Annotated in this window: 19 protein-coding genes and 1 pseudogene; 7 read left to right on the plus strand and 13 right to left on the minus strand. The window is 70.8% G+C overall.

Translation table 11 applies throughout. From position 1 onward, the window contains the following. The 3 genes from K6I34_RS10985 to K6I34_RS10995 all read right to left on the minus strand — a co-directional run. A partial coding sequence (locus tag K6I34_RS10985) for a TetR/AcrR family transcriptional regulator (RefSeq protein WP_229324744.1) occupies nt 1-556 on the minus strand: 556 nt, incomplete at its 3' end. 330 nt (nt 557-886) lie between these two features. Beyond that, nucleotides 887-2,035: an aminotransferase class V-fold PLP-dependent enzyme gene (locus tag K6I34_RS10990; protein ID WP_229324746.1), complete on the minus strand. Its 1,149-nt coding sequence runs from the start codon at nt 2,033-2,035 to the stop codon at nt 887-889. Nucleotides 2,036-2,165: 130 nt separating this feature from the next. Further along, nucleotides 2,166-3,539, minus strand: a complete 1,374-nt coding sequence (locus tag K6I34_RS10995) for a serine hydrolase (RefSeq protein WP_229324748.1) — start codon at nt 3,537-3,539, stop codon at nt 2,166-2,168. A gap of 98 nt (nt 3,540-3,637) precedes the next feature. On the opposite strand from K6I34_RS10995, the gene K6I34_RS11000 reads away from it, so the two are divergent. Both K6I34_RS11000 and trxA read left to right on the plus strand, forming a co-directional pair. After that, a complete protein-coding gene (locus K6I34_RS11000; RefSeq protein WP_229324750.1) occupies nt 3,638-4,135 on the plus strand; it encodes a MerR family transcriptional regulator in 498 nt (165 codons plus the stop codon). Beyond that, nucleotides 4,132-4,512: a thioredoxin gene (gene trxA, locus K6I34_RS11005; protein WP_229324752.1), complete on the plus strand. Its 381-nt coding sequence runs from the start codon at nt 4,132-4,134 to the stop codon at nt 4,510-4,512. Before K6I34_RS11000 ends, trxA begins: the two co-directional genes overlap by 4 nt. A gap of 39 nt (nt 4,513-4,551) precedes the next feature. Here trxA and K6I34_RS11010 read toward each other — a convergent pair whose 3' ends face one another. From K6I34_RS11010 to K6I34_RS11020, 3 genes are all read right to left on the minus strand, one after another. Further along, nucleotides 4,552-5,460 (minus strand): alpha/beta fold hydrolase, encoded by a 909-nt coding sequence (locus K6I34_RS11010; protein WP_229324754.1) that lies wholly within the window; start codon nt 5,458-5,460, stop codon nt 4,552-4,554. Further along, a complete protein-coding gene (locus K6I34_RS11015; RefSeq protein WP_229324756.1) occupies nt 5,457-6,050 on the minus strand; it encodes a TetR/AcrR family transcriptional regulator in 594 nt (197 codons plus the stop codon). Before K6I34_RS11015 ends, K6I34_RS11010 begins: the two co-directional genes overlap by 4 nt. 84 nt (nt 6,051-6,134) lie before the next feature. After that, the gene (locus K6I34_RS11020; protein ID WP_229324758.1) at nt 6,135-6,689 is read right to left on the minus strand and encodes a helix-turn-helix transcriptional regulator; all 555 of its coding nucleotides are present in this window, start codon (nt 6,687-6,689) and stop codon (nt 6,135-6,137) included. 86 nt (nt 6,690-6,775) lie between these two features. Here K6I34_RS11020 and def point away from each other — a divergent pair, with 86 nt between their 5' ends. Beyond that, nucleotides 6,776-7,390, plus strand: coding sequence for a peptide deformylase (gene def, locus K6I34_RS11025; protein WP_229324760.1), 615 nt, complete (start codon nt 6,776-6,778; stop codon nt 7,388-7,390). 51 nt (nt 7,391-7,441) lie between these two features. Here the strand turns inward: def and dnaB are convergent, their stop codons facing one another. Beyond that, a complete protein-coding gene (gene dnaB, locus K6I34_RS11030) occupies nt 7,442-8,938 on the minus strand; it encodes a replicative DNA helicase (protein WP_229324762.1) in 1,497 nt (498 codons plus the stop codon). A gap of 481 nt (nt 8,939-9,419) precedes the next feature. Here dnaB and K6I34_RS11035 point away from each other — a divergent pair, with 481 nt between their 5' ends. Continuing rightward, nucleotides 9,420-10,784, plus strand: a complete 1,365-nt coding sequence (locus tag K6I34_RS11035; protein ID WP_229324764.1) for an MATE family efflux transporter — start codon at nt 9,420-9,422, stop codon at nt 10,782-10,784. 217 nt (nt 10,785-11,001) lie between these two features. On the opposite strand, the gene rplI is transcribed toward K6I34_RS11035, so the two are convergent. The 4 genes and pseudogenes from rplI to rpsF form a co-directional block, all read right to left on the minus strand. After that, nucleotides 11,002-11,448, minus strand: coding sequence for a 50S ribosomal protein L9 (gene rplI / locus K6I34_RS11040; protein ID WP_229324766.1), 447 nt, complete (start codon nt 11,446-11,448; stop codon nt 11,002-11,004). A gap of 18 nt (nt 11,449-11,466) precedes the next feature. Next, nucleotides 11,467-11,703 carry a 30S ribosomal protein S18 gene (gene rpsR / locus K6I34_RS11045; RefSeq protein ID WP_004950692.1) on the minus strand — a complete coding sequence of 79 codons (237 nt, stop codon included), beginning with the start codon at nt 11,701-11,703 and terminating at the stop codon, nt 11,467-11,469. 100 nt (nt 11,704-11,803) lie between these two features. After that, nucleotides 11,804-12,208, minus strand: a pseudogene (locus K6I34_RS11050) (single-stranded DNA-binding protein); the annotation flags it as partial. Nucleotides 12,209-12,286: 78 nt separating this feature from the next. Continuing rightward, nucleotides 12,287-12,577, minus strand: coding sequence for a 30S ribosomal protein S6 (gene rpsF, locus K6I34_RS11055; RefSeq protein ID WP_049719052.1), 291 nt, complete (start codon nt 12,575-12,577; stop codon nt 12,287-12,289). 324 nt (nt 12,578-12,901) lie between these two features. Here rpsF and K6I34_RS11060 point away from each other — a divergent pair, with 324 nt between their 5' ends. From K6I34_RS11060 to K6I34_RS11070, 3 genes are all read left to right on the plus strand, one after another. Beyond that, on the plus strand, nt 12,902-13,231 hold the full coding sequence (locus tag K6I34_RS11060; RefSeq protein WP_229324770.1) for a hypothetical protein: 330 nt from the start codon (nt 12,902-12,904) through the stop codon (nt 13,229-13,231). 101 nt (nt 13,232-13,332) lie between these two features. Next, nucleotides 13,333-14,451: a peptidoglycan bridge formation glycyltransferase FemA/FemB family protein gene (locus K6I34_RS11065; RefSeq protein ID WP_229324772.1), complete on the plus strand. Its 1,119-nt coding sequence runs from the start codon at nt 13,333-13,335 to the stop codon at nt 14,449-14,451. A gap of 108 nt (nt 14,452-14,559) precedes the next feature. After that, complete coding sequence (locus tag K6I34_RS11070; RefSeq protein WP_229324774.1) at nt 14,560-15,591, plus strand: alanine racemase; 1,032 nt, start codon at nt 14,560-14,562, stop codon at nt 15,589-15,591. 36 nt (nt 15,592-15,627) lie between these two features. Here the strand turns inward: K6I34_RS11070 and K6I34_RS11075 are convergent, their stop codons facing one another. Together K6I34_RS11075 and K6I34_RS11080 are read right to left on the minus strand one after the other, a co-directional pair. Next, nucleotides 15,628-17,130, minus strand: coding sequence for a glycosyltransferase family 87 protein (locus tag K6I34_RS11075; protein WP_229324776.1), 1,503 nt, complete (start codon nt 17,128-17,130; stop codon nt 15,628-15,630). Nucleotides 17,131-17,265: 135 nt separating this feature from the next. After that, the coding region (locus tag K6I34_RS11080) for a transglycosylase domain-containing protein (RefSeq protein ID WP_229324778.1) at nt 17,266-19,655 on the minus strand (2,390 nt) is incomplete at its 5' end.

The raw sequence follows: 19,655 nt of genomic DNA on the forward strand, positions 1-19,655 counted from the left end.
CCCGCACCTCCCGCCCGCACACCTCACACACAACACTTTCGTCACGCGAAACCCGCGCAATCGGCAGTTTCGTCACGCCCCGACCCCCAGGCCGCAAGCTGTCGCACATCAGGGCGGTCATCCGTCCGGCAGCCCCATCCGGCAGACGACGCCGTTCCATCGAGAGGCAGCCGAAAAGAAGCGTCACCACATCCTCGACCTGTACGTCCTTCCGTACGGCACCCACTTCCTGAGCCTTCGTCAGCAGCACCTCCAACGCGCCGCGGAAGTCCGCCTCCAGGCCCGGAGTGAGCTCGAACAGACCCTCCGCGCTGGCCTCCAGCGCGTCGAGCAGCGCCTTGTTCCGTGACGCGAGCCGTACCACCGCCGAAAGGTAGCCGAAGAAGACGGCTCCAGGGTCGTCCGAGTCCGCCAACTCGCCCGCTGTATCGACGAAAAGCCGTACCCGGTCCGCCACAGTGGCCCTGAACAGCGCTTCTTTCGAAGGGAAATGGCGGTGGACCGTACCCGTACCGACCCCGGCACGGCGCGCGATCTCCCCGAGCGGAACCGCCAACCCCCGTTCCTCAAAGGCAGATCGGGCCGCTTCGAGAATGAGGGCCCTATTGCGCCGGGCATCCGAGCGGAGGTATGGCGAGAGGTGCGGCGAAGCGGGCGACGGCACCGCCGGGCTACTGCGTCGCGGCATGCGCGAAACCTCCGACGAGCGAATGAACGAAACGGGCTGGACGTTCCGATTCTATCCGGCCACATGAACAAGGAGCCGGAGCAGCAGTAACGACGCATATGCGAAAAAAGCCGCTACCGGCACACAAGGAAAAGCAAAAGCCCCGGGGAAAACTCCCCGGGGCTCGACCCGACGTCCAGACAGAGACAGAGGGGGGGCTCAGCCCCCGATCACCGCATCCCACGCCGCCCCCGCGGCCTTGAGCACATCGTCCACATCACCCACGTCACCCACCTCACCCACAGCGCGCCCATTGAGCGCCCGCAGGCCCGCCCCGAGCGCCGACAGCGAGTCCAGGACAACGGCGCGGTCGGCCGCGATCCCGTAGTGGTTCACGCGGATCATCTCCTGGGCGAGCGCCCCGCCTGCGGCCTGCAGCGGCACGGCGGGGTCGGCCGCCAGCGCGGCCGCGACGACCTCGCGCGCGTCAAGGCCGTCGGAGGCCCGCAGGGTGGTCGCGGCGGGCGCGGCGTCCACGTCCCGGACGACATACGGGGAGAGGGTGCCCAGCGCCCGCACACCGGCCCGGGTGGCGGCCGCGGCGGCGCGGTGCCGCGCGATGACCGTGTCCAGACCGGCCGCCTCGATGCGGTCCACGGCCTGCTCCAGGGCGAGCATCTCCAACTGCGCGGGGGCGTGCGGCAGGGCCTTGCGCCCCCCGTCGATCCAGCGCGCCTTCCAGTCCAGGAGGGAGAGGTACGAGCGGCGTGGCGCCTGCTCGTTGGCGGCGATCCGTTCCCACGCGCGGGCGCTGACCGACACGGCCGACACCCCCGCGGGACCCGCCATGGCCTTCTGCCCGCCGATGACGCACAGGTCGACGCCCCACTCGTCCGTGAGCAGCGGCTCCGCGCCGACGGAGGCCACGGCGTCCAGCATCAGCAGCGCGCCGTGCTCCCGCACGACGGCCCCGATCTCGGCGACCGGGTTGGTGTTGCCGGTGGCCGCCTCGGCGTGCACCAGGCTGACGAAGTCGATCTCCGGGCGCGCCCGCAGCGCGTCCGCCACCTGCTCCGGCATGACCGCGCCGCTGAACGGCGCCGTCACCGTGACCACCTCCGCGCCGCAGGAGCGCAGCCAGTCGCCGAACGTCTCCCCGTACGGGCCCGTGATGATGTTCAGCGCGGTGCTGCCGGGGCGCACGGCGGAGCGGATGCACGCCTCCAGGGGCAGCAGCGCCTCGCCCTGCATCGCGACGACGCTCTCGCGCGTGCGCATCAGTGCGGCGACCTTGTCCTCGATGCGCGCGAAGTGCGCGGCGTCGAGGGGTGCGAGGTCGAGCAGGACCGGTGCGGTGTTCGCAGTCACGGTGACCTTCCAGGTGGTATCGCGCCGCGTGTCGGCGCACTCCAATCTGCTCCGACCTTACGTGGCCCCTGGTCCCGGAGCTCTCCCGCCATTGGAGGCCGACCGGAAATCCGGACGGCCTCCTGCTGCCCTACCGCCACCCGGTCCCGGCCACACCCCCCGGCACGGCGCCGCTGTCCTCGTACGGCTCGCGCGTGAGCACGAACGTCCCGACGTCGAGGTGGCTCACGGCCCCGTCCGCCGTGCGCGCGACCTTCAGCGTCTCCCCCACGTAGTACGCGTCGAGCCCCGTCCACGTCCCGTCGTCCTCCGCGCGGAAGCGCGAGGCGCGGCCCGTGCCCGCGAGGGGCGTCAGCTCCAGGTCCCGCCCGGCGCGCAGCCGCAGGGCGAACGGCGTCGCGCCCCAGTACCAGGGCCCGGTCAGCTCCAGCAGCGCGTGGTCCGCCTCGCCGCGCGGCCGCCAGGGCGCGGGGATGCGCGGCTCGCGCTCGGCGACCCCCGCCACCAGGTCCGCCGCCGCGGACTCCGCGGCGTAGCAGGAGGTGGAGTTCGTCAGGACGACCGCCGCCAGCGCCTCCTCGGGGCTCGCCCACACCGTCGCCACGAACCCGGGCATCGACCCCGTGTGGCCGACGAGCGTACGGCCGCCGCGCCGCGACAGTTGCATCCCGAGGCCGTAACCGGACGTCCAGCCCGGGTCCTGCGGGCCGGACGCGGGCACTCGCATCCGCGCGACCGCCTCCGCCCCGAGCACCCGCTCATCACCGTCCAGCAGGAACGCCGCGAAGCGGCACAGGTCGGCCACCGTGGACCAGAGCTGGCCGGCCGGTGCCATCCGCCCGGTGTCCACCATGGGCTCCGGAAGGAGCGCGTCCGCCCAGGGGTGCACGGCCCAGCCCTCCGCGTACGGGGCCACGGGCGCCGGCGTCGTACGGTCCATGCCCAGCGGCTCCAGCAGTTCGCGGCGCAGCACCTCCGCCCAGGGCTCCCCGCGCAGGCGCTCCACCAGCGCGCCGAGCAGCGCGTAGCCGGGGTTGGAGTAGTGGTAGAGCCGTCCGGCCGCGTGCCGTTGGGGGCGCTCGCCGAAGAGATCCGTGAGCTCGGGGCGCAGGGCACCGTCCGTGCGCTCCCACCACGGGCCGCGCGCCTCCGCCGCCAGCCCGGAGGTGTGGGACAGGAGCTGGGCGACGGTCGCCTCGCCCGCCTCCGGGGTGTCGAGGTACTTGCCGAGCGGGGCATCCATGTCGATCCGCCCCTCCTCGCACAGCCGCATGACCAGGACAGCGACCATCGTCTTCGTGATCGAGCCGATCCGGTACTGCGTATCGGGGCCGGGCACCGAGCCGTCGACCGTGCCACGGCCCGCCGACCACACCAGGCGGCCTTCCCTCAGCACCGCTCCCACCAGGGAGGGCGTGCGGCCCTCCGACTGTGCGACGGCGATCCGGTGCAGCAAGGCCCTCCGGGTGTCGGGGAGCAGTTCGGCGAACTCGGGATCATTCATGGACACTTCGTGCGCTGTGGTCATGCTGGCACCCTAGCCACCCGGCGGCGACGCCGCCGCTGGCCTTGACGCCCACGTCAACGTCTACGGTCGTCGACATGCGCATCGGGGAACTGGCCCGGCGGGCGGGCACCACCACCCGCACCCTGCGGCACTACGAGTCACTCGGGCTACTGCCCGCCCGCCGCACGGGCAACGGCTACCGCACGTACGACGAGGACGACCTACGTCTCCTCCGGCAGATCCGGGTCCTCCAGGAGTTCGGCTTCGGTCTGGAGGAAACGCGGCCGTTCGTCGAGTGCCTGCGCGCGGGCCACCCGGCGGGCGACTCCTGCCCGGCCTCACTGGAGGTCTACCGCCGCAAACTGGCGGAGCTGGACGACTGCATCGAACGGCTGCGGCACGTACGCGAGGAGGTCGGCGCCCAACTGGCACGCGCCGAACGCGAGGTCGCCGCGCTGCGGGCCGCCGCGAACGTACCGGGCGGCCCGCCCGCGCAGTGCGCCCTCACGCCTCCGGGCACCGAATTCCCGCTGAACGCCGAATCCCCGTCGGACACCGAGTCGGACACCGAAATGGAGCCCAGCACGCCATGACAACCATCGCCCCCGCAGAAACGACCGCCGCCACTGCCCCCACTGTCGCCACCGTCACCGACGCCACATTCGCCGCCGAGGTGCTCGCCTCGGAACTGCCCGTGCTCGTCGACTTCACCGCGTCCTGGTGCGGTCCCTGCCGCATGATCACCCCGGTCCTCGACCGGCTCGCCCGGGAGGAGTCGGGCCGCCTCAAGGTCGTACAGCTCGACGTGGACGCCAACCCCCGCGCCCAGACCGCGTACGGCGTCCTGTCCATGCCCACCCTGCTGCTCTTCCGCGCCGGGGCACCGGTCGCGACCGTCGTGGGCGCCCGCCCGCTGCGCCGCCTCCGCCAGGACCTCGCCGCCGAACTCCCCTGGCTGGCCCCGCGGTAGCCGCGAGCCGTACCCGACGGGTGAGCGAGCGGGCGGGGTTCAGCCCGAGGCGCGGAGGGCCTTCCGCAGGAGTTCGCCGAACTCGGCGGAGTGCGTGGTCAGGCCGACGTGACCGCCGGGGAAGTGCCGGAGCTCCGTGCCGAGGCGCTCGGCCAGGGCGGCGACCGCGCGGTAAGGCAGCTCGCCTCGCGAGTCCTGGCCACCGGCCAGCACGAGCCGGTCCGACAGCGCCTCCAGCCGGTGGACGTCCGGGGCATCGGTCATGAACTTCGGCACGATGCGGCCCAGGAAATACGGCAGATTGGCCATCGTCCGCTCGGCCCGCGCCGCCGCCTGCGGAGGAAGCGTGATCTCGGCCGTCGTCCCGGTGGCCTCAGCGTCCTCACCGGCCTCGCCGCCCTCACGGTCCTCTCCGTCCCTCCTTTCGGCCTCCTTCCTGTCGTCCTCCTTCCGCAGGCCCGCCGCGAACTCGGTCATCGCGGGCACGAGCCCCTGGGTACGGAACGTCTCCTGGACGCGGGCGATGAGCGCGCGGCTCCCGGCCGCGTCCGGCAGGACCTCCACCACCGGCGGCTCGTGCGCCACGACGCGCGCGATGCGCTCGGGGCGGGCGGTGAGCAGGCGCAGGGCGACGATCGCGCCCGAGCTCGCGCCGAACACCCGGGCGGGCTCGTCGGGGGACAGCAGCTCCAGCACGCGGAACGCGTCGTCGGCGTGCTCGGCCACACTCTGCTCGGCCCCGGGGTCGTCCAGCGCGCTACGGGACAGGCCGCGCGGGTCGTAGGTCGCGACGGTGTACTCGGAGGCCAGGTCGTCGGCGACGCCGTCGTAGGACGCCGCGTCGCCCGCTCCTCCGGGGATCAGCAGCAGGAGCGGGCCCTGGCCCCGCACCTCGTAGTGCAGGGTCGCGCCGGGAACGCGCAGGCTGCCGATGGTCGGGCCGGTCATGCGGAATCTCCTTCTCGGGAAGAGGGCCAGTGCTCCAGAAGGGCGTGCAGGGCGTCGAGCGCGCGGGCCCACGTCTGCTGGGGCGAACGCGCGTGTGCGAAACCGCCCGCGGCCTCCAGGGCGACGAACCCGTGGAACGTGCTGCGCAGCAACCGGACCGCGTCGGTCAGGTCGGGCTCGGCGAGTCCGTAGCCGCGCAGCATCCCGTAGGTCAGCTCGACCGCGCGCCGCGGTCCGGGCGCCTGCGCGGCCAGTTCGGGGTCGATCCGGATCGAGGCCTGCGTCGCGGCGTAGCGGCCCGGATGCCGGTGGGCGTACTCCCGCCAGGCGTTCGCGTACGCGACCAGCGCGTCCTTGCCCGCCCGCCCGGCGGTGGCCTCCGCGATGCCGATGGTCTTCTCGTCCGCCGCCAGCAGCGCGATCCGGCCGCGCAGGTCCTCCAGGCCACGGACGTGCGCGTAGAGGCTCGCGTCCTTCACGCCCAGCCGCCGCGCCACCTGCGCCATGGTCACCTGGTCGAGCCCGACCTCGTCCGCGAGCTCGGCCCCCGCGATCGTCACCCGCTCCGCCGACAGCCCGGCCCGCACCATGCGCCCTCCTCAAGATCCTTGGACCCCTAGTTTTAACCTAGGAGCCCTAGGTGCGCAATGAGAAATCGCCCTGCCTCCGGTTGCTCAGCCCCGATCCGTGTCGTCCGCCGCATGGGGAAGCAGCGGGAAGAGGCGGGCGATGAGAGCCACTGGCAGAGCGCCGTCGGGCCGGGCCAAGGGGCGGTGTTCGCGGTCCTGGTAGGGCCTGAGCGTCCGTCGGATCGCGGCCGCGACCTGGCTCATCTCCTCCGCTGTCAGATAGGCGATGGCACTGAATGCCTCGTCGTGACGCCATTCGGAGGGCGCCCGGTCCCGCTGGGCCAGCCATCGCTGCCAGCTCTCGTCCTCCAGCCCCCGGGCAAGGTCCCCGAACCGGTCGCCCTCCGCGGACGCATCGGAGCCAGGGGCCTCGGCCCCAGGGACCTCGGCGCCGGGGGCATCCCGCCTCAGGCGCCAGGGGCGTGCGCGGCCCCCGCTGCGAGGGGCCCCTTCGATGTGGCCGTGACGCGCGAGCTGCCGCAGGTGGAACGAGCAGAGCCCGGAGCTGTAGCCCAGCCGGGCGGCGGCTTCGGTCGCCGTGACGGCGCCGACTTCGGCGAGCAGGGCCAGCAGGGCTGTGCGGACCTCGTGCTCACGCAATTCGTCGCCAGTTGCGCCTTCGCCTGTCCGGTCGCGCGAAGTCTATTCATCACAACCAGTCCCGTCCGGTCGACCGGAGAGTCCGCGTGCAGGGGCGGCCCGTCGACTCGTATCCGGCTCTCGCTCCGGAGGCGGGCCGGGGTTCCGTACGCCGGATCACGGTGGCGGGTGAAGAGGTCCTGAGCCGTCCGTGCCGGGAGGTGACCGAGTTCGGAACTCCCGGGCTGTCGGCGCTGATCGACGACATGTTCCTGACGATGCACGTGGCCGACGGCGCCGGCCTGGCCGCGAACCAGGTCGGCGTCGACCTGCGGCTGTTCGTGTACGACTGCCCGGACGACGACGGGATCCGGCATGTCGGCCACATCGTCAACCCGGTGCTCGACCTCCCCGCCCCGGGCAGTCGGCGACTCGTCGACGACTTCGAGGGCTGTCTGTCCGTACCCGGCGCCACGATGCCGGTGCCCCGTACCGACCGTGCTGTCGTGTCCGGACTCGACAAGGACGGCAACGCCCTTCGCATCGAAGGAACCGGTTACTTCGCGCGGTGCCTGCAGCATGAGACCGACCATCTCTTCGGCCACACATACCTCGACCGGCTGTCCAAGCGGGACCGCAAGGACGCGCTGCGGCAGATGGCGGACCGCCAGGAGGACGTCCACGCGCAACGAGCGGCCAAGGCCGCCCTCCTGGGCAGCTGAACCTCTCGTGAACCACTCGGCGCCGAGCCGAAGAACTCCCGGCGCGGCCCGTCAGGTCGCCGCCATGTCCACGAAGCGGGAGTAGTGGCCCTGGAAGGCCACCGTGATGGTGGCCGTGGGGCCGTTTCGGTGCTTGCCGACGATGATGTCGGCCTCGCCCGCGCGGGGGGACTCCTTCTCGTACGCGTCCTCGCGGTGGAGCAGGATGACCATGTCGGCGTCCTGCTCGATGGAGCCGGACTCACGGAGGTCGGAGACCATCGGCTTCTTGTCCGTACGCTGCTCCGGGCCACGGTTCAGCTGGGAGAGCGCGATGACCGGCACCTCGAGCTCCTTGGCCAGCAGCTTGAGGTTTCGGGACATGTCCGAGACCTCCTGCTGGCGGCTCTCGGCCCGCTTGGCGCCGCCCGACTGCATCAGCTGGAGGTAGTCGATGACCACGAGCTTGATGCCCGCGCGCTGCTTGAGGCGACGGCACTTGGCACGGATCTCCATCATCGACAGGTTCGGCGAATCGTCGATGTAGAGCGGCGCGTTCGAGACGTCCGGCATCCGGCGCGCGAGGCGCGTCCAGTCGTCGTCGGTCATCGAGCCGGAGCGCATGTGGTGCAGCGCCACCCGCGCCTCGGCCGACAGCAGACGCATCGCGATCTCGTTGCGCCCCATTTCGAGCGAGAAGATCACGCTCGGCAGGTTGTGCTTGATCGAGCAGGCGCGGGCGAAGTCCAGCGCGAGGGTGGACTTACCCATGGCCGGACGGGCGGCGATGACGATCATCTGGCCGGGGTGCAGGCCGTTGGTCAGCGCGTCCAGATCGGTGAAGCCCGTGGGGACGCCGGTCATCTCGCCGCTGCGCGAGCCGATGGCCTCGATCTCGTCGAGCGCGCCCTCCATGATGTCGCCCAGCGGGAGGTAGTCCTCGGTGGTGCGCTGCTCGGTGACGGCGTAGATCTCCGCCTGGGCGTTGTTGACGATGTCGTCGACATCGCCGTCGGCCGCGTATCCCATCTGCGTGATGCGCGTGCCCGCCTCGACCAGACGGCGCAGCACCGCCCGCTCGTGGACGATCTCGGCGTAGTACTCCGCGTTGGCCGCGGTGGGGACGGACTGCACCAGGGTGTGCAGATACGCCGCGCCGCCGACACGGGTGATCTCACCGCGCTTGGTGAGCTCCGCGGCCACGGTGATGGGGTCGGCGGGCTCGCCCTTCGCGTAGAGGTCGAGGACGGCCTGGTAGATCGTCTCGTGCGCCGGACGGTAGAAGTCGACGCCCTTGAGGATCTCGACGACGTCCGCGATGGCGTCCTTGGAGAGCAGCATGCCGCCGAGCACGGACTGCTCGGCGGCGAGGTCCTGCGGGGGGACCCGCTCGAAGCCCTGCGCGCCCTGGCCGGAGCCGCCCTGCTCCCAGGGACCGTCGCCCTCGTCGCCGCGGTCGTGGCGCTCGCCGCGCGACTGGCCGTCGCCCCGGCGGGGGCGGGAGACGGGGAGCCGGTCACCGGGGCCGGCGGTCGCCCAGGGGTCGTCCAGGGGCTCGGGAATGCTCACCCCGCCACCTCCTCCCGTCCGCGGTGCGGACCTCGCCGCGCGGTTTCCTTCTTACGGCACGGCTCTGACAAATAGGACGCCCGACTCCGGTCCCGGCGCGTCGAGTTCATGGCGATCTCGTAGGGTCCCCATGCAGTCACAAGGGCCGGGACAGGCGACAGGCGCCGGTCCACGGTAGGCCCGCGGGCACCGTCAGCCAATCTGGTTATCCACAGGGCATGTGGATGAGGGGCCCCAAGCTGTGGAGAAGTCCGCGCAACCTGTGCACGACCCGGGGGAAACCGCTGTGGACAAACACACAGTCCCCCGCAGCCCACCGCTTTGACCTGCGGTTTCGCCATCCACCGGCTGTTGAGGAGAAAAACTTTCCCGCTCGGGCCAAGATCGCGACAAACGCCGCAGAGAAGATCTCCCCGACCGGACTGTTGTAAGGGTCACTAAGCAGTTGCAGTGATTACCTGTGGAAGATTAGGTTGAGAGCATGAGTCAGTCCTCCGCACGTGCCGCGCGCCACCCCCGCGGACGCGACCGCGAGCACGGCCGCGGGCACGACCGCGAGATCGTCGCGCTGGCCGTGCCCGCCTTCGGCGCCCTCGTCGCGGAGCCCCTCTTCGTGATGGCCGACAGCGCCATCGTCGGCCACCTCGGCACCCCCCAGCTCGCCGGGCTCGGGGTCGCCGCCGCCCTGCTGTCCACGGCCGTCAGCGTCTTCGTCTTCCTCGCCTACGCGACCACCGCGGCCGTCGCGCGCCGCGTCGGCGCGGGCGACCTCCAGGCCGCCATCCGCCAGGGCATGGACGGCGTCTGGCTCGCCCTCCTCATAGGCCTCGGCGTCATAGCCGTCACCCTGCCCGCCGCGCGGGCGGTCGTCGAGCTCTTCGGCGCCTCCCCGACGGCCGCCCCGTACGCCACCACCTACCTGCGCGTCAGCGCGCTCGGCATCCCGGCCATGCTCGTCGTGCTCGCCGCCACCGGAGTGCTGCGCGGCCTCCAGGACACCCGCACGCCCCTGTACGTCGCCGTCGGCGGCTTCGCCGCCAACGCCACGCTCAACGTCGGGCTCGTCTACGGCGTCGGCCTCGGCATCGCGGGCTCCGCCTGGGGCACGGTCATCGCCCAGTACGGGATGGCCGCCGTCTACCTCGCCGTCGTCGTCCGCGGCGCGCGGCGGCACGGCGCCTCCCTGCGCCCCGACGCGGCGGGCATCAGGGCCTGCGCCCAGGCCGGGGCGCCCCTGCTCGTCCGTACGCTCTCGCTGCGCGCCGTCCTCATGATCGCCACGGCGGTCGCGGCCCGGCTCGGCGACGCCGAGATCGCCGCCCACCAGATCGTGCTGACCCTGTGGAGCCTGCTGGCCTTCGCGCTGGACGCCATCGCCATCGCCGGACAGGCGATCATCGGCCGCTGCCTGGGCGCGGGCGACGTCGCGGGCGCCCGCGCGGCCTGCCGCCGCATGGTGCAGTGGGGCATCGCGTCCGGCGTGGTGCTGGGGTTGCTGGTGGTGGCCGCGCGGCCGGCCTTCATCCCGATGTTCACCTCGGACGGCTCCGTACGGGACGCCCTGCTGCCCACCCTGCTGATCGTGGCCCTCACCCAGCCCGTCGCGGGCGTCGTCTTCATCCTGGACGGCGTCCTGATGGGCGCCGGGGATGGCCCTTACCTCGCCTGGGCCATGATCGTGGTGCTCGCCGTCTTCGCGCCCGTCGCCCTGCTCGTCCCCGCCCTCGGCGGCGGGCTGACGGCCCTGTGGTGGGCGATGGCGCTGATGATGACGGTGCGCATGCTCGGTCTGTGGCTGCGCACCCGCTCCGGCCACTGGCTCGTCACGGGCGCCGTACGGGCCTGAGGCCGCGCAGAAGCCCACAGAAGCACCACAGGAGCGCAGGAGCCGCAGGAGCCGCACAGGAGCCGCAGGAGCCGCACAGGAGCCGTACGGCCCGAAGCGGGACGCCAGGGCCTCCTGGCCGGAAACTGCCGCCGTCTGCCCAGGAGCCCCCGGAACGGCGGAAGGGCCGCACCCCCTCAGGGATGCGGCCCTTCTCACGCTACTGGTCGCAGAGCGATCAGGCAGCGATGACCTCGACGCCCAGCTTGGCGACGACGTCGGCGTGCAGACGCACGGACACCTGGTGCGCGCCCAGGGTCTTGATCGGCGAACCGAGCTCGACGCGACGCTTGTCGACCTTCGCGCCACCCGAAGCCTCGATCGCGGAAGCGACGTCGGCCTGGGTCACGGAACCGAAGAGACGACCGGCCTCGCCGGCGCGGACGGCCAGGCGGACCTTCAGGCCCTCCAGCTGAGCCTTGACCTGGTTGGCCTGCTCGACCGTGGCGATCTCGTGCAGCTTGCGGGCGCGGCGGATCTGCGCCACGTCCTTCTCGCCGCCCTTGGTCCACGCGATGGCGAAGCCGCGCGGGACCAGGTAGTTGCGGGCGAAGCCGGGCTTCACGTCGACGACGTCACCGGCGGTGCCGAGGCCGGAGACCTCGTGGGTGAGGATGATCTTCATGTTTCGGTCACCCTTCCCTTATCGCGCGGAGGACGTGTAGGGCAGCAGCGCCATCTCACGGCTGTTCTTCACGGCCGTGGCGACGTCACGCTGGTGCTGGGTGCAGTTGCCGGTCACGCGACGGGCACGGATCTTGCCGCGGTCGGAAATGAACTTCCGCAGCATGTTCGTGTCCTTGTAGTCCACGTACGCGGTCTTGTCCTTGCAGAAAGCGCAGACCTTCTTCTTGGGCTTGCGCGGCGGGGGCTTCGCCATTGTCTCTCTCCTGTGTGATCAAGAAGTTTGGTGGAATCGCCCTCGGGTCCGTACGGACCCGGGCCCTGGAAAGGGCCTAGAAGGGCGGCTCGTCCGAGTAGCCGCCGGAGTTGCCGGAGCCACCGCCCTGGCCACCACGGCCCATGGTCTTGGTGACCTTCGCCGTGGCGCTCCGCAGGCTGGCGCCGACCTCTTCGACGTCGAGCTCGTAGACCGTGCGCTTGACGCCCTCGCGGTCCTCGTAGGACCGCTGCTTCAGACGGCCCTGCACGATGACGCGCATGCCGCGCTGGAGCGACTCGGCGACGTTCTCCGCCGCCTGCCGCCACACCGAGCACGTGAGGAAGAGGCTTTCGCCGTCCTTCCACTCGTTGGTCTGGCGGTCGAAGGTGCGGGGAGTGGACGCGACGCGGAACTTCGCGACCGCCGCACCGGACGGGGTGAAGCGCAGCTCGGGGTCGTCGACGAGATTGCCGACGACCGTGATGACGGTCTCGCCTGCCATGGGTGAACCTCTCGGCGGGTGTGCTGCTGGCTGCTTGCTACTCGTTACGCAGCCCGATTACCTCTGAACCGCTGGGGTTCAGTGGGTCTCGGGGCGGAGGACCTTGGTCCGGAGGACCGACTCGTTCAGGTTCATCTGGCGGTCGAGCTCCTTGACGACCTCAGGCGTGGCCTGCAGGTCGATGACCGAGTAGATGCCCTCGGGCTTCTTCTTGATCTCGTAAGCGAGACGACGACGGCCCCAGGTGTCGACCTTCTCGACCTTGCCGTTGCCCTCACGGACGACGGACAGGAAGTTCTCGATCAGCGGGGAGACAGCGCGCTCCTCCAGATCGGGGTCGAGGATGACCATCACCTCGTAGTGACGCATGTGGAACCCACCTCCTTTGGACTCAGCGGCCACGGTCGTTCCGTGGCAGGAGGGTCGTAATGCGTGAGCAACGGTATCGGCAGACACTGACAGCGGCCCTGACAGTGGCACTCAGCAGTGACACTGTGGCCATCGGAATGGCCGCCGGGATGTCCCAGGGTCGCCCCCGGGCCCGAAGCCAGGTCTGGGCAGACACCGGTGCAGACCGTACAGAGTACCTGCTCTCCGGCTTCCGGTTGAAATCCAGCGGTCCGGCACCGCAATCTGGACACCTCGGGTGTGACCGGCGCCACCCCGCGCCGCCTGCCTTCAGGAGGTAGCCCCATGACACAGGCAGCTCGACAGCCCCGCGGCCCACGGGCTCTGCTCAATGCCGCCCTCAACAGCGACGGCAAGTCCCATCCCGTCGAGAACACCTTCGCTGCGGTGACCGTCGTGCTCGGCGCCATCGCCCTCATCAGCTCGGCATTCGACCATCTGCACCTGCTCAGCTCCTGGAGCGGCCTCGTGGGCATCGTCACGGGCGCCTGGGGCCAGTTCATATCGGCCACCACGGGCGAGCGCTTCCTGCTGATCATCGGGCTCGGCGCCTCCGCCCTGGGCTTCTTCCTCGGCATGGCACACGGCGGGCCCTTCGGCGGTGTGATCGGGTAGCGGCGGGTACGCCCAGACGGGGCGCTCCTCTGTCGCAGTAGGCTTCGGCGCGAGAGCCGGAGCCCCGACCCTGGGGACACACCTGCCGAGGAGCGCCCCGCATGAGCCTGACCCTGAGGACAATCAGCCGAGAGCAGCATCTGGCATACATCCAGAGCCTGCCCGCGGCCAGTCACATGCAGGTGCCGGCGTGGGCCGATGTGAAGGCCGAGTGGCGCTCGGAGAGCCTGGGCTGGTTCGACAGGAACGGCCAGCTCGTCGGCGTGGGCCTGGTGCTCTACCGCCAGCTGCCCAAGATCAAGCGCTATCTGGCCTACCTCCCCGAGGGCCCGGTCATCAACTGGTTCTCCCCGAACCTGGAGGACTGGCTGCGGCCGATGCTGCAGCACCTGAAGCAGCAGGGCGCCTTCTCCGTGAAGATGGGCCCGCCGGTGATCATCCGGCGCTGGGACGCCAACGCCATCAAGACCGGCATCGCCGACCCCGACGTCAAGCGCCTCCGCGACGTCGAGGCCACCTTCATCGAGCCGCGTGCCTTCGAGGTCGCCGACCAGCTGCGCCGCATGGGCTGGCAGCAGGGCGAGGACGGCGGCGCGGGCTTCGGCGACGTGCAGCCGCGCTACGTCTACCAGGTGCCGCTGTCGAACCGCTCCCTGGAGGACGTCCACAAGGGCTTCAACCAGCTGTGGCGCCGCAACATCAAGAAGGCCGAGAAGGCCGGCGTCGAGGTCGTCCAGGGCGGCTACGAGGACCTGCCCACCTGGCAGCACCTGTACGAGATCACCGCCGAGCGCGACAAGTTCCGCCCGCGCCCGCTGAGCTACTTCCAGCGCATGTGGACGGCCCTCAACACCGAGGACCCCAACCGCATGCGGCTGTACTTCGCGGTGCACGAGGGCGAGGCCGTCGCCGCCGCCACCATGCTGATCGTCGGCGGGCACGTCTGGTACTCGTACGGCGCCTCCGCCAACCACAAGCGCGAGGTCCGTCCGTCGAACGCGATGCAGTGGCGGATGCTGCGCGACGCCTACGCGCTGGGCGCGCACGTCTACGACCTGCGCGGCATCGGCGACTCGCTCGACGAGAGCGACCACCTCTTCGGCCTCATCCAGTTCAAGGTCGGCACGGGCGGGCAGGCGGCCGAGTACCTCGGCGAGTGGGACTTCCCGCTCAACAAGCTGCTCCACAAGGCACTCGACATGTACATGAACCGCCGCTGACCCCTTCGCACCACCCCGCGGCCCTGCCCTCAGGCGGGCCGCGGCCCCCTTCTCCACCCCATCCAGCTCACCCAGCAACAGGCACACGGAAAGGCTCCGGGACCGGCCATGGCGCTCACGCTCTACGTCGACACCGCGCGTTGGCGGGCACACCAGCAGTCCGTAATCCAGCAGTTCCCGGGCATCGTCCCGGTCTGCAAGGGCAACGGCTACGGCTTCGGCCACGAGCGGCTCGCCGACGAGGCGACGCGCTTCGGCTCGGACATCCTCGCCGTGGGCACGACCTACGAAGCGGCCCGCATCAAGGACTTCTTCGGCGGTGACCTGCTGGTGCTCACCCCCTTCCGGCTGGGCGAGGAGCCGGTGCCGCTGCCCGACCGGGCCATACGGTCCGTCTCCTCGGTCGAAGGGGTGCGCGGCCTGGTCGGCGCCCGCGTCGTCATCGAGGTCATGAGCAGCATGAAGCGGCACGGCATCAGCGAGGAGGACCTCCCCAAGCTGCACGCCGCCATCGAGGACGTGCGCCTGGAGGGCTTCGCGATCCACCTGCCGCTGGACCGCACGGACGGCACCGACGCGGTCGCGGAGGTCGCCGACTGGATGGAGCGGCTCCGCAACGCCCGGCTGCCCCTGCACACCATGTTCGTCAGCCACCTCAAGGCCGACGAGCTCGGGCGGCTCCAGCAGCAGTACCCGCAGACCCGCTTCCGCGCCCGGATCGGCACCCGGCTGTGGCTCGGCGACCACGACGCCACCCAGTACCGCGGCGCGGTCCTGGACGTCACGCCCGTGGCCAAGGGCGACCGCTTCGGCTACCGCCAGCAGCGGGCCACCGGCGACGGCTACCTCGTCGTCGTGGCGGGCGGCACCTCGCACGGCGTCGGCCTGGAGGCGCCGAAGAAGCTGCACGGCGTGATGCCACGCGCCAAGGGCGCGGCCCGCGCCGGCCTCGCCACCATGAACCGCAACCTCTCGCCGTTCGTCTGGGCGGGCAAGCAGCGCTGGTTCGCGGAGCCCCCGCACATGCAGGTCTCGATCCTCTTCGTGCCGGGCGACGTGACCCCGCCGCAGGTGGGCGACGAGCTGCTCGCCCACCTGCGCAACACCACCACCCAGTTCGACCGTCTGCTCGACCACTGATCCACCCCCCTGGGTACGGGGCCGGAGGAGCCGCCCTTACTGCGGGCGGCCCGCTGTCCCCGACCGGCCCCATTGGACATAGGTGACGTCGGAGGGCTCCGTGTGCCGGGAACGGCCCGCGGAGCCGAGGGTGAATATGTCCGGCGCCCCGTCCAGCACGCCGCCCGAGGGGTCGTCCGAGCCGTCGCGCCGGACGACATCCCGCTCGGGCAGGAGGATGTCGCGCACGACGACCGCGCACAGGTAGAGCGTCCCCAGCAGGTGGACGGCGATGGCCAGTTGATAGCCCTCCGTGGGCAGGCCCTGGTGCTTGTCACCGCTGCCGGTGTAGGCCAGGTACATCCAGATGCCGAGGAAGTACAGCACCTCGCATCCCTGCCAGATGAGGAAGTCCCGCCACTTGGGGCGCGCCAGCGCCGCCAGCGGGATGAGCCACAGCACGTACTGCGGCGAGTAGACCTTGTTGGTGAGGACGAAGAGCGCGACGATCAGGAAGGCGAGCTGCGCGAAGCGCGGGCGCCTCGGGGCGTAGAGCGCCAGGGCCCCTATCGCCAGGCAGCCCAGGATCATCAGCAGCGTGACATAGGTGTTGGCGTTCTCCAGCGGATTCCCCGTGCGCTGGGAGATCAGCAGCCAGATCGAGCCGAAGTCGACCGGCCGCTCCTGGCTGAAGGTGTAGAACTTCGCCCAGCCCTCGCGGATGTGGAAGCCGCTCGCGTCATGCGTGATCATGACCGGCAGGTTCACCACCAGCCAGGCCGCGGCCGCCGACAGGGCCGCCGAGCCGAACGCCCGCAGACGCCCCGCGCGCCAGCACAGCACGAGCAGCGGCCCCAGCAGCAGCACCGGATAGAGCTTGGCCGCCGCGGCCAGGCCGATCAGCAGACCCGCCAGGACCGTCCGGCCGCGTGACCACATCAGCATCGCGGCGGCGGTGAGCGCGACCGCGAAGAGATCCCAGTTGACCGTGGCGGTCAGGGCGAAGGCCGGGGCGAGCGCGATCAGCAGGGCGTCCCACGGACGCCGCCGGTGCGTACGGGCGGAGCACACCACGATGACCGCCGCGCAGGCCATCAGCATGCCCGCGTTGACCATCCAGTTGAGCTGCTCGCGGTGCTGCAGGGTGCCCCCGCCGGGGGTGAGCCAGGCGGCGACCTGCATGAACAGTCCGGTGAGGACCGGATACTCCAGATAGTCCATGCCGCCGGAGAGCGACTGGGGAATCCGGTCGAAGTACGGCACGAGACCGGCGTCGAAGCCACGGCCGCTGTACAGGTGCGGGATGTCGGAGTAACAGGCGTGGGTGTACTGCGTGGTGGCGCCGAAGAACCAGCCGTAGTCGTAGCACGGAAGCTTCTGCACCATGCCGAGGGCGAACATCCCGATCGCCACGAGCGCGATCACCCGGACGGGTGTCCACCAGCCGGTGCCCGTCAGCGCGCGCCGTCCCATGGGCCCGCCGATGAGCTCGCTGCCGGCGGCGGCCACCTCGTCCTCGACGGTGGGCCGTACAGGCTGATCGTCCCGCTCGCTCCTCATGTGCTCAATCCTGCCGTACGCGGCCGGAAGCCGTCGGAGCCTGTGGATAACCCCGAGGGCCGTCTCACGCGAACGCGGGACGGCCCTCGGGGCGGACAGGTCAGGCAGGTCGGCCGGGAACGCCGACGGTGCGGCTCAGCCGCGCCACCCGCCGAACAGGCCACCGGGCCTGCCGCGGTTGGGGTCCGACGGACTCGGTGTGTCACCGGGATCGCCGGTGGCGCCGCCGATGTCACCGGGCCCGCCCGACGCGCCGCCGTTGCCGCCCTGGTGGCAGTGGCGGTCACCCGGCAGGCAGCTCTTGCTCGTCGACGGACTGGGGGAGGGGGACTTCGACGGCGAGGCCGAGGAGGAGGCCGACGGCGACGTGGAGGGCTGGGTGGACGGGGCCGCGCTGGGCGCGGGGCTGGCGCCCTCGCCGTAGACCTTCTGGCCGAGCGGCTCCGCGACCGGGAACTGCTCGACCGGTGTTCCCTTGAGCGCCTTGCCCATGTAGTCGGCCCAGATGTCCGCCGGGAACGACGCGCCGTGGATGGTCGCCTTGCCGCCCACGCCGCGCATGGAGAGGAACTCCTGCTTCTTGGCGTTGGGGTCGATGCGGAACATACCGATCGAGGTCGACAGCTGGGGGGTGTACCCGGCGAACCAGGCCGACCGGTTGCCGTCGGTCGTACCCGTCTTGCCCGCCACGGGACGGTCGCCGAGCTGCGCGGACGTACCGGTGCCCGCCTCGACGACGGTCTTCAGCACGTCGGTGACGTTGTTGGCCACGTTCGGCGAGAACGCCAGCTGGCTCTTCAGCTCGTGCTGGAAGACGTTCTTGCCGTCCTTCTCCACCTTCTCGACCGAGTACGGGTCGATCTGCTTGCCGCTCGCGGCGAAGGTCGCGTAGGCGCCCGCGAGCCGGATGGCGCTGGGCGCCGAGGTGCCGAGGGAGAAGGTCGGGGTGGCGGAGGCGAGCTGGTCCTTGTCCAGGCCCGCCTTCAGCGCGGCCTCCCTGACCAGGTCGGTGCCGACGTCCATGCCGAGCTGGATGTACGGCGTGTTCACCGAGAACTGCATGGCGGTGCGGAGGGTGATCGGCCCTCTGTCCTCGTCACCGTCGTTCGCCTGGTGCCACTCGCTGCCGTCGTTGTCGTGCCAGACCTTGCCGTCGTACGTCCGCAGCGTCAGCTTGTTGTTGCCGTTGTAGATGCTCTCCGGCGACACGATGGTGCGCTGGCTGTCGCTCTGCTCGGCGCCGAGGCCGGGGTCCCGCTTGCCATGGGCCATCGCCGCGGCGAGCACGAACGGCTTGAACGTCGAGCCGACCTGCGCGCCGGTGTAGTCGGCGTTGTTGTTGTAGTGCTCCAGCGCGTTCTCGCCACCGTAGATGGCGACGATCTTGCCGGTCTTCGGCTCCACGGAGGCGCCGCCGAACTGCACGAACTTGTCGACCTCGCGCACGTCGGGCTTGAGGTTGGCCTTGCGCACGTCCTCGACCGCCTTGGCGAGGGCGGCGACCTTGTCACGGTCGAAGGTCGTGTGGATCTGGAAGCCGCCGCGGTCCAGCTGGCTCTTGCTGATGCCGGAGTGCGCGACGACGTAGTTGTCGGCCAGGTCGGTGAGATAGCCGATCTGGCCCGCCCTGTTGGTCGCGGGCTTGGGCTTCTGGGGCATCGGGAAGCCCTTCTTGACCCATTCGTCGCGCTCGGCCGCCTGCATGTGGCCGACCTCGACCTCACGCCGCAGCGTCCACTCCCAGCGGTCCGTGGCCCGCTTGGTGTTCTTCTCCGGTGTCGCCGCCGCGCCCTGGCCGCCGGACGGGTCGTAGAGGTTCGGCCCGTTCAGCGCCGCCGCGAGGAAAGCACCCTCACTGGGCGTCAGATTGGCGCAGTCCTTGTCGTAGTACGCCCGTGCCGCCGCCTGGATGCCGTACGCGCCACGCCCGTAGTAGGCGGTGTTGAGGTAGCCCGCGAGGATGTCGTCCTTGTCCTTGGTGGCACCGACCTTTATCGAGATCAGCAGCTCCGTGGCCTTGCGCTTGAGCGTCTGCTCCTGGCTCAGGTAGGTGTTCTTCACGAACTGCTGGGTGATGGTCGAACCGCTCTGGGTCTCACCGCCCTGCGCCATCTTGACGACCGCGCGCAGGATACCCATCGGGTCGACGCCCCAGTCCTTGCGGAAACTGGCGTTCTCGGCCGAGATGACGGCGTCCTGCATCGACCGGGGAATCTTGGAGATCGGCACGATCTGACGGTTGAGGTTGCCGCCGCCCGCGACGACCATCTGCTTGCCGTCCGCCCAGTAGTAGACGTTCTTCTGGACGGCCGCCGCCTTCTGCTCGCTCGGCACCTGCACCACCGCGAGCGCGATGCCCACCGTGCCGAGGATCAGCCCGATGAAGCCGAAGCACATGCCCAGCGTGAGCTTCCAGGACGGCAGCCAGCGCCGGAACCCGCTCTTGCCCTCGCGCGGGTAGTCGATGAACCGCTTCCTGCCCGGCCGTCCGCCACGGCCCCGGCCCCCGCCGGTACCGCCCGGGC

It is taken from the genome of Streptomyces sp. UNOC14_S4 (genome assembly GCF_020740835.1).
Taxonomy (GTDB): domain Bacteria; phylum Actinomycetota; class Actinomycetes; order Streptomycetales; family Streptomycetaceae; genus Streptomyces.

Bases quoted from the DNA above. Each gene is read 5' to 3' on its own strand.
- rpsR (WP_004950692.1), bottom strand. From the start codon at position 11,703: ATGGCGAAGCCCCCGCCGCGCAAGCCCAAGAAGAAGGTCTGCGCTTTC.
- rpsF (WP_049719052.1), bottom strand. From the start codon at position 12,577: ATGCGTCACTACGAGGTGATGGTCATCCTCGACCCCGATCTGGAGGAG.
- K6I34_RS11035 (WP_229324764.1), top strand. From the start codon at position 9,420: ATGAGTCAGTCCTCCGCACGTGCCGCGCGCCACCCCCGCGGACGCGAC.
- K6I34_RS11065 (WP_229324772.1), top strand. From the start codon at position 13,333: ATGAGCCTGACCCTGAGGACAATCAGCCGAGAGCAGCATCTGGCATAC.
- K6I34_RS10995 (WP_229324748.1), bottom strand. From the start codon at position 3,539: ATGAATGATCCCGAGTTCGCCGAACTGCTCCCCGACACCCGGAGGGCC.
- K6I34_RS11000 (WP_229324750.1), top strand. From the start codon at position 3,638: ATGCGCATCGGGGAACTGGCCCGGCGGGCGGGCACCACCACCCGCACC.
- K6I34_RS11075 (WP_229324776.1), bottom strand. From the start codon at position 17,130: ATGAGGAGCGAGCGGGACGATCAGCCTGTACGGCCCACCGTCGAGGAC.
- K6I34_RS11015 (WP_229324756.1), bottom strand. From the start codon at position 6,050: ATGGTGCGGGCCGGGCTGTCGGCGGAGCGGGTGACGATCGCGGGGGCC.
- K6I34_RS11070 (WP_229324774.1), top strand. From the start codon at position 14,560: ATGGCGCTCACGCTCTACGTCGACACCGCGCGTTGGCGGGCACACCAG.
- rplI (WP_229324766.1), bottom strand. From the start codon at position 11,448: ATGAAGATCATCCTCACCCACGAGGTCTCCGGCCTCGGCACCGCCGGT.
- K6I34_RS11060 (WP_229324770.1), top strand. From the start codon at position 12,902: ATGACACAGGCAGCTCGACAGCCCCGCGGCCCACGGGCTCTGCTCAAT.
- trxA (WP_229324752.1), top strand. From the start codon at position 4,132: ATGACAACCATCGCCCCCGCAGAAACGACCGCCGCCACTGCCCCCACT.
- K6I34_RS11010 (WP_229324754.1), bottom strand. From the start codon at position 5,460: ATGACCGGCCCGACCATCGGCAGCCTGCGCGTTCCCGGCGCGACCCTG.